At 62.4% G+C, this 12,013-nt stretch carries 12 protein-coding genes; 10 read left to right on the top strand and 2 right to left on the bottom strand.

The features are described from left to right. The first annotated feature begins 37 nt into the window (after positions 1–37). The 9 genes from J7E80_RS18050 to J7E80_RS18090 all read left to right on the top strand — a co-directional run bounded on the left by J7E80_RS18050 (position 38) and on the right by J7E80_RS18090 (position 10,218). Positions 38–595: a F0F1 ATP synthase subunit B gene (locus J7E80_RS18050; protein WP_215053595.1), complete on the top strand. Its 558-nt coding sequence runs from the start codon at positions 38–40 to the stop codon at positions 593–595. Further along, complete coding sequence (locus tag J7E80_RS18055) at positions 595–1,422, top strand: F0F1 ATP synthase subunit delta (protein ID WP_215053596.1); 828 nt, start codon at positions 595–597, stop codon at positions 1,420–1,422. The genes J7E80_RS18050 and J7E80_RS18055 overlap by 1 nt, the downstream gene beginning before the upstream one ends. Before the next feature lie 83 nt (positions 1,423–1,505). Next, a complete protein-coding gene (gene atpA / locus J7E80_RS18060; RefSeq protein WP_215053663.1) occupies positions 1,506–3,143 on the top strand; it encodes a F0F1 ATP synthase subunit alpha in 1,638 nt (545 codons plus the stop codon). Positions 3,144–3,219: 76 nt separating this feature from the next. Beyond that, the gene (locus tag J7E80_RS18065) at positions 3,220–4,113 is read left to right on the top strand and encodes a F0F1 ATP synthase subunit gamma (RefSeq protein ID WP_215053597.1); all 894 of its coding nucleotides are present in this window, start codon (positions 3,220–3,222) and stop codon (positions 4,111–4,113) included. 81 nt (positions 4,114–4,194) lie between these two features. Continuing rightward, on the top strand, positions 4,195–5,649 hold the full coding sequence (gene atpD / locus J7E80_RS18070) for a F0F1 ATP synthase subunit beta (protein ID WP_215053598.1): 1,455 nt from the start codon (positions 4,195–4,197) through the stop codon (positions 5,647–5,649). 1 nt (position 5,650) lies between these two features. Continuing rightward, on the top strand, positions 5,651–5,935 hold the full coding sequence (locus J7E80_RS18075; RefSeq protein ID WP_215053599.1) for a F0F1 ATP synthase subunit epsilon: 285 nt from the start codon (positions 5,651–5,653) through the stop codon (positions 5,933–5,935). A 10-nt stretch (positions 5,936–5,945) separates the two neighbouring features. Then, positions 5,946–6,377, top strand: coding sequence for a DUF2550 domain-containing protein (locus tag J7E80_RS18080; RefSeq protein ID WP_215053600.1), 432 nt, complete (start codon positions 5,946–5,948; stop codon positions 6,375–6,377). Between the two features lie 5 nt (positions 6,378–6,382). Then, positions 6,383–7,681, top strand: a complete 1,299-nt coding sequence (locus J7E80_RS18085; protein ID WP_215053601.1) for an alpha/beta hydrolase family protein — start codon at positions 6,383–6,385, stop codon at positions 7,679–7,681. Further along, the gene (locus J7E80_RS18090; protein ID WP_396020804.1) at positions 7,678–10,218 is read left to right on the top strand and encodes a bifunctional lysylphosphatidylglycerol flippase/synthetase MprF; all 2,541 of its coding nucleotides are present in this window, start codon (positions 7,678–7,680) and stop codon (positions 10,216–10,218) included. Before J7E80_RS18085 ends, J7E80_RS18090 begins: the two co-directional genes overlap by 4 nt. Positions 10,219–10,380: 162 nt before the next feature. Here J7E80_RS18090 and J7E80_RS18095 read toward each other — a convergent pair whose 3' ends face one another. Both J7E80_RS18095 and nucS read right to left on the bottom strand, forming a co-directional pair. Further along, entirely contained in the window at positions 10,381–10,584 is a 204-nt protein-coding gene (locus J7E80_RS18095; RefSeq protein WP_011692441.1) for a cold-shock protein, read from the bottom strand. Positions 10,585–10,873: 289 nt separating this feature from the next. Then, complete coding sequence (nucS, locus tag J7E80_RS18100; RefSeq protein WP_215053602.1) at positions 10,874–11,569, bottom strand: endonuclease NucS; 696 nt, start codon at positions 11,567–11,569, stop codon at positions 10,874–10,876. 87 nt (positions 11,570–11,656) lie between these two features. Between nucS and J7E80_RS18105 the strand changes: the two genes are divergently transcribed. Next, the gene (locus tag J7E80_RS18105; protein ID WP_215053603.1) at positions 11,657–12,013 is read left to right on the top strand and encodes an ATP/GTP-binding protein; all 357 of its coding nucleotides are present in this window, start codon (positions 11,657–11,659) and stop codon (positions 12,011–12,013) included.

The following is a 12,013-nucleotide window of genomic DNA, read 5'->3' on the forward strand; positions in this document are numbered from 1 at the left end:
CGATATTCAGAACCGAGTAGATAAGGACGGGTGAAATATGAATCAGCTGATCATCTCAGCCGCCACCGAAGGCGCCGCGGCGGCTAACCCGCTCGTTCCCAACGCCTGGGAAATGGGCGTCGTCCTCGCCGGCTTTGCTGTCCTCTTTTTCATCGTGGTCAAGTTTGTTGTCCCGATGTTCGAGAAGACGTTTGCAGAGCGTGCCGAGGCCATCGAAGGCGGCATCGCCAAGGCTGAGAAGGCCCAGGCCGAGGCTTCCGCAGCGCTCGAGGAGTACAAGCAGCAGCTCACCGACGCACGTGCAGAGGCCAACCGCATCCGCGAGGAAGCCCGTGCCGAAGGCGCCCAGATCCTTGCGGAGCTGAAGGAGAAGGCTGCAGCCGAGTCTGCGCGCATCACTGCGCAGGCACACGTACAGATCGAATCCGAGCGTCAGGCGGCAGTAGTGTCCCTGCGTTCAGAGGTGGGCACTCTTGCCACCACGCTGGCTGGCCGCATCGTCGGTGAGTCCCTTAGCGACGACGAGCGCGCGGCACGTGTTGTTGACCGCTTCCTGGCTGAGCTGGAGAACCAGAACGCAGGTGTAGCAAAGTAATGGCAGGTGTATCGAGCGAATCGCTGACCAAGGCGCTGAGCGAACTGGAGGCCAAGCTTCCCTTTGCATCGCTGCAGTTGGCAAGGGAACTCTTCGGAATCCTGGGAACGGTGGACAGCTCCGCTGCCTTGCGCCGCGCACTGACCGACCCATCCCGCAGCGGCGACGAAAAGTCGGCGCTGATCAGGCAGCTGTTCAGCGGAAAAGTCTCCACGGAGGCTGTGGAGATCGCGGCGGGACTGGCCAGCTCACGCTGGGCATCGGCGCGAGACATCGGCGATGCACTCGAGACGCTTGCCGCAACGGTGGTCATCGCCGTTGCAGAAAACAAGTCGGCCGTTTCTGCCTCCGGCATTACCGGCCTGGAAGAACTTGAGAATGACCTGTTCTCATTCAACCAGGCTGTGGCTTCCAGCCACGAAGTGCAGCGTGCTCTGTCTGAACCGCAGGCCAGCGGCGCAGCAAAGATCGCCCTGGCCGAGAGGATTGTTCCTGGCGCAAGCGAGGAAGCAAAAGTCCTCATCGGTCAGGCAGTGTCGCAACCGCGCGGCATCAAGGCAACCAGGCTCGTCGCCCGTTTCGCCGAGCTTGCAGCCAAACGCCAGCAGCGTTGGATTGCAACGGTCACTGTCACGCGTCCCCTGTTGGAGACGCAGATTAACCGTCTGCAGGCGGGACTCAACTCCCTTTACGGGCGTGAGCTCAAGATCAATGTCAAGGTTGATCCATTGCTGATTGGCGGGATCCGCGTCCAGGTAGGCGACGAAGTGCTCGACGCTTCAGTGGTCACCCGTCTGGGCGAACTGCAACGCCAACTGGCCGGCTAGCCGGACAAGCACAACTTAACTGATACAAACCCCGGTCATCGTGAGCAACGATGATCACGAAAACAGGAGAGCAGGGACTGCAGATGGCCGAATTGACCATCAACGCCGACGACGTCCGTAATGCGCTGAACGAGTTCGCGGCGTCCTACGAACCCGGAAACGCAGAGCGCGTAGAGGTCGGCCGTGTGACCACCGCAAGTGACGGCATCGCCCGTGTTGAGGGCCTTCCCTCGGTCATGGCGAACGAGCTGCTTCGCTTCGAAGACGGCACCCTGGGCCTCGCCCAGAACCTCGACGTCCGCGAGATCGGTGTCATCATCCTCGGTGACTTCACCGGGATCGAAGAAGGCCAGGAAGTCCACCGTACCGGACAGGTTCTGTCTGTGCCGGTTGGAGACGCCTTCCTCGGCCGCGTTGTTGACCCGCTGGGCGTGCCGATCGATGACCTCGGTGAGATCAAGGCCGAGACGACTCGCGCCCTGGAACTCCAGGCACCGGGTGTGACTCAGCGTAAGTCTGTGCACGAGCCGATGCAGACCGGCCTGAAGGCCATTGACGCTATGATTCCGATCGGCCGCGGCCAGCGCCAGCTGATCATTGGCGACCGCCAGACCGGCAAGTCCGCCATCGCCATCGACACCATCATCAACCAGAAGGCCAACTGGGCTTCCGGCGACGTGAGCAAGCAGGTTCGCTGCGTGTACGTGGCGATCGGCCAGAAGGCGTCCACCATCGCGGCAATCCGCCAGACGCTCGAGGATAACGGCGCACTGGAATACACCACGATCGTCGCCTCCCCGGCATCCGACCCGGCCGGCTTCAAGTACCTGGCTCCGTATGCCGGCTCGGCCATCGGCCAGCACTGGATGTACGGCGGCAAGCACGTCCTCATCGTGTTCGATGACCTCTCCAAGCAGGCTGAGGCCTACCGTGCAGTTTCCCTGCTGCTCCGCCGTCCGCCGGGACGCGAAGCTTACCCCGGCGACGTGTTCTACTTGCACTCCCGCCTTCTGGAGCGTTGTGCCAAGCTCTCCGACGAGCTCGGCGCTGGCTCGATGACCGGCCTGCCGCTCATCGAGACCAAGGCAAACGACGTCTCCGCCTACATCCCGACGAACGTGATCTCCATTACCGATGGCCAGATCTTCCTGCAGTCGGACCTCTTCAACGCCAACCAGCGTCCTGCTGTTGACGTTGGTGTCTCCGTGTCCCGCGTTGGTGGTGCTGCGCAGGTCAAGTCCATGAAGAAGGTCTCCGGTACCTTGAAGCTGGACCTTGCCCAGTACCGCGACATGCAGGCCTTCGCGATGTTTGCGTCCGACCTTGACGCCGCATCCCGCCAGCAGCTGACCCGTGGCGCCCGCCTGATGGAACTGCTCAAGCAGGGCCAGTACTCGCCGTTCCCGGTTGAGAACCAGGTTGTGTCCATCTGGGCTGGAACCCAGGGCCATCTGGACGACGTTCCGGTTGAGGACATCAACCGCTTCGAGTCCGAGTTCCTGGAGCACCTGAAGCACAAGTCCTCCATCCTCACCACGCTGGCTCAGACCAACGTTCTCGATGATGACACCGCAGTAGCGCTGAAGAACGCGATTGTTGAGTTCAAGAAGGGCTTCTTCGGCGAGGGCGACAACCACCTGGTAGGCGCCGGGCACGAGGAGCACGAAGCCATCTCCGAGGGCCAGGTCGACCAGGAAAAAATCGTCAGGCAGAAGCGCTAGTTTCGCTGGCAGGGACTGCCGGCACCCCTCAGGGGTCCGGCAGTCCCGGCCATCGGGATCTTAGGAAAGGATAAGTATGGGAGCCCAGATTCGGGTCTACCGCCAGAAGATTGCCTCGACGACGTCGATGCGCAAGATCTTCAAGGCGATGGAACTGATCGCTACCTCGCGCATCGGCAAGGCCCGCGCACGCGTAGCAGCTTCACTGCCTTACGCGAACGCGATCACCCGCGCCGTTTCTGCCGTTGCAAGCCAGAGCGAAATCGATCACCCTCTGACCACCGAGCCGGCGCACATCCGCCGGGCCGCAGTCCTGGTCATCACCGCTGACCGCGGACTGGCAGGTTCGTATTCGGCAAGTGTGCTCAAGCAGGCCGAAGGCCTGAACGAGCTGCTCCGCGCCGAAGGCAAGGAAGTCAAGTTCTACCTGGTCGGCCGCAAGGCACAGGCCTACTTCGACTTCCGGAGCCGCCCCTATGGGCGGGTCTGGACCGGTGGCACTGATGCGCCGGAGTTTGAGACCGCCCGGGAAATAGGCACGGCACTGCTGGAGGACTTCGCAACCGACTTCGAAGAGGGCGGCGTGGACGAGATCCACGTTGTGTACACCCGCTTCAAGTCGATGGTGACCCAGGAGTCGACGGTCATCCGTCTTCTTCCGCTCGAGGTCGTCGACGAGCACCCGGTCTCCGAAGCGGAGCTGCTGCCCTTGTATGAGTTCGAACCGGAGTCAGAGCAGGTTCTCGATGCTCTGCTGCCCAGGTACATCGAATCACGGATCTTCGCAGCCATGTTGCAGGCGGCGGCTTCCGAGCTCGCCGCGCGTCAGCGGGCCATGAAGTCTGCGGGCGACAACGCCACGGACCTCATTAAGAAGTACACGCGTCTGCGCAACACCGCCCGCCAGGCTGAAATTACGCAGGAGCTTTCCGAAATTGTGGCCGGCGCGGACGCCCTGAGCGCGTCCTAGCCAGCCCGGTTCCGGTACCAGCTACACCTGCATTAAAAGATAAACTTAACCCCACGCCATCTACTGAGTGAAGTGAGAGAGATGACTGCCACTGCTACCGAACACGTAGCCGCAACGTCCGGTGCCACCGGCCGTATTGCACGTGTTATTGGCCCGGTTGTCGACGTCGAATTCCCGGCTGACGCAATCCCCTCGATTTACAACGCCCTCACCACCGAAATTACCCTCAACGGTGAGACCAAGACTGTCACGTTCGAGACCTCCCAGCACCTGGGTGACAACCTCGTACGCGCCATCGCACTGCAGGCCACCGATGGACTCGTCCGCGGCACCACCGTGGTGGACACCGGTGCCCCGATCTCCGTTCCCGTCGGCGACGGTGTCAAGGGACACATCTTCAACGTTCTGGGCAAGCCCCTTGACGTTGCGGAATCTGAGCTGGACATCAGCGAACGCTGGCCGATTCACCGCAAGGCGCCGTCCTTCGCGTCGCTTGAAGGCCAGACGGAAATGCTCGAAACGGGCATCAAGGTCATCGACCTCCTTACCCCGTACATCAAGGGTGGAAAGATCGGCCTGTTCGGCGGTGCCGGTGTTGGCAAGACCGTTCTGATCCAGGAAATGATCACCCGTGTGGCCCGCAACTTCGGCGGTACCTCGGTATTCGCCGGTGTTGGCGAGCGCACCCGTGAAGGTAACGACCTCTGGGTTGAAATGGAAGAGGCCGGGGTTCTGAAGGACACCGCCCTTGTCTTCGGCCAGATGGACGAGCCGCCGGGAACGCGTCTTCGCGTGGCCCTGTCCGCCCTGACCATGGCGGAGTACTTCCGCGATGTTCAGAAGCAGGACGTGCTGCTCTTCATCGACAACATCTTCCGCTTCACGCAGGCAGGTTCCGAGGTTTCCACCCTTCTCGGCCGTATGCCTTCCGCCGTGGGTTACCAGCCGAACCTGGCCGACGAAATGGGCCTCCTCCAGGAGCGCATTACGTCCACCAAGGGTCACTCCATCACCTCGATGCAGGCCATCTACGTTCCCGCGGATGACTACACCGACCCGGCACCGGCCACCACCTTCGCACACCTCGACGCGACCACGGAGCTTTCCCGTGAAATCGCCTCTCGTGGTCTGTACCCGGCTGTGGACCCGCTGACGTCGACCTCCCGAATCCTGGATCCCCAGTACATCGGCAAGGATCACTACACCACGGCTGTCCGTGTGAAGCAGATCCTGCAGAAGAACAAGGAACTCCAGGACATCATCGCCATTCTCGGTGTTGACGAACTTTCTGAAGAGGACAAGATCGTCGTGTCGCGTGCACGCCGCATCCAGCAGTTCCTGTCGCAGAACACCTACACCGCCAAGCAGTTCACCGGCGTCGAAGGTTCCACCGTGTCCATCAAGGACACCGTCGAAGGCTTCACCGCCATCTGCGACGGCGAGCTCGACCACATCGCAGAGCAGGCGTTCTTCAACGTCGGCGGCCTGGATGACGTTGAGCGCCAGTGGGCCAAGATCCAGGAACAGACCAAGTAATATGGCTGAGCTTGAGGTTGAGATTGTCGCAGCGGACCACTTCGTGTGGTCCGGAGCGGCCAAGATGGTCAAGGCCCGCACCAGCGATGGTGAAATCGGAATCCTGCCCGGCCACTCGCCCCTGCTGGCGATTCTGGCCGAAGGTGAAATGGCAATCGAGCCGGTTACCGGGGACCGCATCGCTGTAGTTGTTGACGGCGGATTCTTCTCCGTCGACAACAACCGGGTGGTTATTGTTGCTGACAACGCCCAGATGGGCGACGCGGCCACTGCGGGGATCCGCTAGCACGACCTTGATGGACGTTACTGGTTTTCCGTTCATCGCCATAGCAACCGCCTTTGCGTTGCTGATCTTCACGCTGTGCCTTTTCGGGGTGCGCCGCTTCAACCTGCGGCGCGCCCTGGGCACGGTGGACGCCTCCATTTGCACAGCTGGAAAAAGCTGGCAGATGGGGGTTTGTCGTTATCAGGACAATGAGCTGGAGTGGTTCAAGCTGCTGTCCCTCAGCGTCCGGCCCCGGCACCGCTTTACGCGCAGTTCCCTGGAGCTGCTGGGACGGCGCCAGCCCACCGAAGCGGAACTGGTCAAGGTACAGCCGGACGTCGTGATCGTTGAACTCAAGTACGAGGGCCAGGACGTCTTGTTTGCCATGAAGTTTGACGCCTATACCGGCCTTTCTTCGTGGCTTGAAGCCGGCCCCGTCATTGGCATCGGCACCTGGCGCTAGCCGGCATGGATGCCCTTGCCGATATCCGGCTCGTGGACGGGCCCATTCTTTGGGCCGCTTGGGCTGGGGGAGCCGCCGGTGCACTCCACCTACTCTGGCGGCGCGGCAGACACTGGCCCTTGGTGCCTGTTCTTGCCGTGGTGTCGGCAGCACTCATCGTGGCAGCCGTTCATTGGCTGCTGATTTACGTCTTCTCCACGTTCCCTGAAGAGCTCCCGCGCGAGGTGCTCGGGTGGTCCGTCCCGGCAGTAGTCGGCGTGCTGCTCTGGACCACAAGGCTCGGTTCTGCCGGCTGGAAAGGCCGGGGGGCCGCCACGGCAGCCATGTTGGGGCTCGTCCTGCTGTCCTCGGTGCAAACAAATGCCTACTTCGGGCTGAACCGCACAGTGGGCGACCTTCTGGGGACAGCCGTTGCCCGCATCCCACCGCTCGAGGCCGGGCTGACCCGCCAAGCCGGAAGGGGGGTGCCGGTACAGCCCGCAGAATGGGTGAGGCCCGAAGGCCTGCCCTCCGAAGGGGTGCTCCGGAAAGCCCACATTCCGGGTACGAGCTCGGGTTTCGACGCCCGCGACGCCTATATTTACCTGCCGCCCGCGTACCTGAGCCCGCAACGCCCCGCTCTTCCGGTGCTGGTGCTGTTTTCAGGCCAGCCCGGCGGGCCGGCCGACTGGCTGACCGGGGGTGCCCTGCGGAGTCACATGGACAGGTTCTCCGCCCGGCACAATGGAGTCGCCCCGGTAGTGGTGGTGGTGGATCCCAACGGTTCTTCTTCCGGGAACTCGCTCTGCATGGACAGCCGTATCGCGAAGGCGGACACCTACTTGTCCGTCGATGTGCCCCGCTGGATCAGTGAGACGCTCGACGTCGATGCGGAGCGGAGAAATTGGGGCGTCGGAGGGTTCTCGTTCGGTGGCACGTGCGCCATGCAACTGGGCACCAGGCATCCGGAGCTCTACAGCTCCATCCTCGCTTTTGCCAGTGAACAGGAGCCAGCGCTGGCCAAGGAACGGGAGAAGACCGTGGAGGCTTCTTTCGGCGGAGACACGAAAGCCTTCGAAGCGCAGACCCCTCTGTATCTGATGAACCAGCGCAGCTTCGAAGGCAGCGCGGTCCATTTCGCCGCCGGAGCCGCCGACCCCGAGTTTATGGGCTACATGGACGTGCTCTCGGCTGCCGCCCGAGAAGCGGGGTTCGAGGTTCAAGTCCGCCGCATCGCCAACTCCGGCCACTCCTGGGACACCGTGTCCAACGGCATGCAGGACGCGCTCGATTTCCTCGCCTCGCGCTGGGGCATCGCGCCTTGACGGCAGTGTCCCAAGCCGGCGCGGGGGATACTCTCACCAAGGCGCTCCGGCAAACTGCGAAGGCGTGCCTGCAACACTTTAGGACCATTCCGCTGACACTTGCCGTACTGACGGCTTTCGTCGCGGCCGGTGCCGTCACCGGCAGCTTTCTGGCGGGGCCGCCCGAATCAATGCTTGATTTCGCCGCTGTAAACATGGAGGGTGTCAAAGCCGGGCGCTGGTGGTCCCTGTTCACGTCGATGTTCTTCGCCAGCAACCCCGCGGCCTACTTTGCCGCCGCGCTTATGATCCTGCTGTTGCTTGGGTTTGCCGAGCGGAAGCTCGGCCCGGTGCGCACGGCCGGGTTCTATTTCGGTGGTCAATTTGCCTCTGTGACACTCTTCCTCCTGATTACCCAGCTGGCCCAGCAGGCCGGTGACCCGTGGCTCGGTCCCATGGCGAATACCCTGCTGATGGGGCCATACGCGCCAGTCCTCGCAGCGTCCCTCGCAGCCAGCGGACTTTTCCCGGCGCTGTGGCAGCGGCGGCTGCGCGCTGTAGTGCTGTCAACCGCGCTGCTGCTGGTGCTCTACGTGGGACACGCCGAAGCCGTGGTGGGGCTGCTCGGGTCACTGCTGGGGCTGGCCGCAGGATGGTGGATCCAGAGCGACCAGGGAGTTCTGCACCGGCACCGTTCCACGGGCCGCGAAACCCGCAACCTCCTGGCCTTGACGGTCACCATTTTCGCCATCGGGCCAATGCTCACCGCCGCGGCGCAGAGTCCCGCCGGTCCGCTCGCACTTCTGCGCAACGTTGTCCTCAACCCGCTGCCCAGCCTGAACCAGCTTCAGGAGAACTGCGGCGGCACACTGGATGCAGGGTGCTTGGAACTGGACAGGCAGGGCCTCGGGGGGCCGCTGGGCCTGGCTCTTGCCGTTGTACCGGTGATCCTGCTGCTGATCTGCGCCGACGGGATGCGCCGCGGCCGGAAACTGGCGCTCTGGATTGCCATTGTCGTCCAGCTGAGCGTGGCCGCCCTCTCCGCTGTATACCTTGCGCTCTTCGCCCAGGTGGCCGGTTCGGCATCCCTCCAGGACATCTCGGCGCTGGAATCAAAGTTCGTGCACGTTCTGCCGCTGGTTGCTGTGCCGGTACTGCTGGTTGTGCTGCTGCTGGCGTACCGCCGTCACTTCCGCATTCAAGCCTCATCCCGGGCCTTGCGCACCCTCGCGTTGACAGTGGGGGGGACCTGGCTGGCACTGGCCTCGCTATATACCGCATCGTGGTACGCCGCCGGTGGCCCGCGGAGGAACGGAGGGCTGCTGGTCCTGGCCGGCGAACTGGCGCGGCAATATCTTCCGGTACCCTTGCCCGGGCTCTACCGGCGGGTTTTCGAAAGCCACAGTGCCCTGGAAACCGTCCTGTTTGCCTATTCGGGAGTCATCTTCTGGATTGTTGCACTGGCAGGCGTCTGGATGGTCCTGCTGGGGCACCATGATCATTCCGACGCGGGGGCGAACGACCGGGAGTCGGCACGGGAACTGGTGAGGCGAAGTGGTGATTCCCTCTCGTGGATGGCCCTGTGGGAACCCAACAAGTACTGGTTTCTGGCGGGCGGAGGTGCCGGGATCGCGTACCAACAGCACGGCAGCGTCGCCTTGACCCTTGCCGGACCCTTCGGTGATCCCCTCCAACGTGAGGAGGCGGCTGAAGGCTTTCTGCGCTTCTGCGCCGAACGTGCCTTGATTCCGTGCTTCTATTCCTGCACTGACGCATTGTGGCCGATGCTGAGCGACCGTGGCTTCTCCCGGGTTTCGGTCGCCCAAGAGACGAGGCTGTCCGTGCGCGAACTGGAGTTCAAGGGCAAGGAATGGCAAAACGTCCGCACTGCGCTCAATCGTGCCAAGAAACTCGGGGTCGACGCGCGATGGGGCAAGTACAGCAGCCTGCCGCAGTCCCTGCGGACACAGTTAAGTGAAGTTTCCGAGGAGTGGGCAGCACAGAAGACCGTTCCGGAGATGGGCTTCACCCTGGGCGGCGTGGACGAGCTGATGGACGACGACGTGTTGTGCTGCCTGGCCGTCGACGAGCAGGGACTTGTGCACGGAGTGACGAGCTGGCTGCCGGCGTATGAGGGCGGGCACGTGGTGAGCTGGACTTTGGACTTCATGCGGCGGCGTGGCGAAGGCTTCCCCGGAGTGATGGAGTTCCTGATTGCATCCGCCGTCCTGGAATTACGGAAAACTGTCGAGGTCATCTCGCTTTCCGGTTCGCCGCTGGCCCAGGACCCCGCTGTTCCCGGGGGCGGCGGACGGGAGCATGAGACTGAGGTGCTGTCCGGCATCCTTGACGTTGTGGGGCGGGCACTCGAACCGATCTATGGGTTCAGGTCTCTGGCGACGTTCAAGTCACGTTTCAAGCCCCAGTACAGAACCCTCTATTTGTACTACCAAGACCCGCTGCAGTTGCCCGCCATTGGCCGCGCCCTGAGCCGCGCTTATCTGCCGGGACTTTCCATTCGGCAAAGCGCGCGCCTACTGAGGACGCTCGTGCGCTAGAAAATGCAATGCTGATCCCTCATGCGTATGCCGCCATTTGTGACCATGGCATGGCGGGGGTCTGCAATTGCAGAGTAGCGAAATAAAAATGATCCCCGGTATTGAATACCGGGGATCATTATTAGCAGATGCTGCTCCTGGGAGCGGTCTGCACAATCACTATTAGACCAGTGTTACGCCGGTAGCCTGGGGGCCCTTGGCGCCCTGACCGATCTCGAACTGAACGCGCTGGTTCTCGTCGAGGGTCTTGAAGCCGCCCGTCTGGATCTCAGAGTAGTGAACGAAGACATCGCCATCGGAGTCGTCCGGGGTGATGAAGCCGAAGCCCTTTTCAGCGTTGAACCACTTGACGGTTCCCTGTGCCATTTATTTCTCCTCATAATGGAACTAATTTAAGGCCAGCACACTTCGTACTGGTCTTGGTCACTCCGCGAGAAGAATCCTGGCTTGCAGCCCCGGCCAGGCCGGAAATGCGTTGCAGGAGCTTCGCGCTCGCAACATGTCTTGCGAGCATGAAAAACACCTACACAAAGACTGCTCTAAGAATTTCATGACAGTTCGGTCTGGTCAACGGTCAAAGCGCAGAATCCGCTAAATTTTGGGTAAATCAGCAGTAAACACCTGATCACCGGAGCCCGGCCTTGTTCCAGGGCGGTCAGAAGAGGCGGGACTCGATGTCGTCCACTCCACGCATGGCGTCGTAGTCCAGCGTGATGCAGTGGATCCCGCGGTCGTTGGCGAGTACGCGGGCCTGCGGTTTGATCTGCTGTGCGGCGAAAATTCCGCGGACTGGTGCGAGCAGAGGGTCGCGGTTGAGCAGCTCAAGGTACCTTGTCAGCTGTTCCACGCCGTCGATGTCGCCGCGGCGCTTGAGCTCGATGGCCACGGTGGAGCCGTCGGCGTCCCGCGCCAGGATGTCCACCGGACCGATTGCCGTGAAGTATTCCCGGCGGATGAGTGAGAACCCCTCACCGAGCGTTTCGATCTGCTCGGCCAGCAGGCGCTGCAGATCGGCCTCGACTCCGTCCTTGATCAGGCCCGGATCCTGGCCGAGCTCATGTGACGTGTCATGAAGCTGTTCATGGATGTTGATGATCAGCCTGTCGTCCGTCTTGGCGGACTGAACAGTCCACTGTTCGATGACTCCCACCTCGACGTCTGTTTCCTCGGGAGAGGAGACGCGCAGCGTGGCGGGAGGGCTCATCCAGTTCAGCGGCTTGTAGGAGCCGCCGTCAGAGTGAACCAGCACAGAGCCGTCGGCCTTCACCAAGAGGAGCCTCGTGGCGAGGGGCAGATGGGCTTTGAGCCGGCCAACGTAATCAACAGAACAACGGGCTATGACAAGACGCACGCCGTACACACTACCGTCTTGCAGGTTGCACTCGGCGCGGCACGGCTGAGGGCAAGGGAGCGGCGGCAGCTGGGGCAGAATGGAAGCATGCCGCGTTCGAACCGTCCCCGCCGTTCCTCAGCAGGGCGGTCCTCGTCCGGAAAGCCCGCAGCAGGCGGCAAGCGCGGAGCGGGGCCGGTACCTGAGCTTGACCTCGAGCGGGCGCGCGCCGGCATTGCCCGGAGGGAAAGCGCCCCTGACGGCGACTGGGTGGTGCGTACGATGACCGCACGCAACGCGGAGAAAGCCTACATCTGCCCTGGCTGTTCCACAGCCGTGCCGCCGGGGATAGCGCACCTCGTGGTGTGGGCAGATGACCACCTGTTTGGTGAAGAGGCGGGACTGGCCGAGCGCCGTCACTGGCACACGAACTGCTGGACGTCGCGCAACTTCCGTTACCGGTAA

Origin of the sequence: Arthrobacter sp. ISL-28 (genome assembly GCF_018613875.1) — a bacterium.
Lineage (GTDB): Bacteria > Actinomycetota > Actinomycetes > Actinomycetales > Micrococcaceae > Arthrobacter.

Bases quoted from the DNA above. Each gene is read 5' to 3' on its own strand.
- J7E80_RS18055 (WP_215053596.1), top strand. From the start codon at position 595: ATGGCAGGTGTATCGAGCGAATCGCTGACCAAGGCGCTGAGCGAACTG.
- J7E80_RS18095 (WP_011692441.1), bottom strand. From the start codon at position 10,584: ATGGCACAGGGAACCGTCAAGTGGTTCAACGCTGAAAAGGGCTTCGGC.
- J7E80_RS18105 (WP_215053603.1), top strand. From the start codon at position 11,657: ATGCCGCGTTCGAACCGTCCCCGCCGTTCCTCAGCAGGGCGGTCCTCG.
- J7E80_RS18085 (WP_215053601.1), top strand. From the start codon at position 6,383: ATGGATGCCCTTGCCGATATCCGGCTCGTGGACGGGCCCATTCTTTGG.
- J7E80_RS18075 (WP_215053599.1), top strand. From the start codon at position 5,651: ATGGCTGAGCTTGAGGTTGAGATTGTCGCAGCGGACCACTTCGTGTGG.
- atpD (WP_215053598.1), top strand. From the start codon at position 4,195: ATGACTGCCACTGCTACCGAACACGTAGCCGCAACGTCCGGTGCCACC.
- J7E80_RS18080 (WP_215053600.1), top strand. From the start codon at position 5,946: ATGGACGTTACTGGTTTTCCGTTCATCGCCATAGCAACCGCCTTTGCG.
- J7E80_RS18050 (WP_215053595.1), top strand. From the start codon at position 38: ATGAATCAGCTGATCATCTCAGCCGCCACCGAAGGCGCCGCGGCGGCT.
- J7E80_RS18065 (WP_215053597.1), top strand. From the start codon at position 3,220: ATGGGAGCCCAGATTCGGGTCTACCGCCAGAAGATTGCCTCGACGACG.
- atpA (WP_215053663.1), top strand. From the start codon at position 1,506: ATGGCCGAATTGACCATCAACGCCGACGACGTCCGTAATGCGCTGAAC.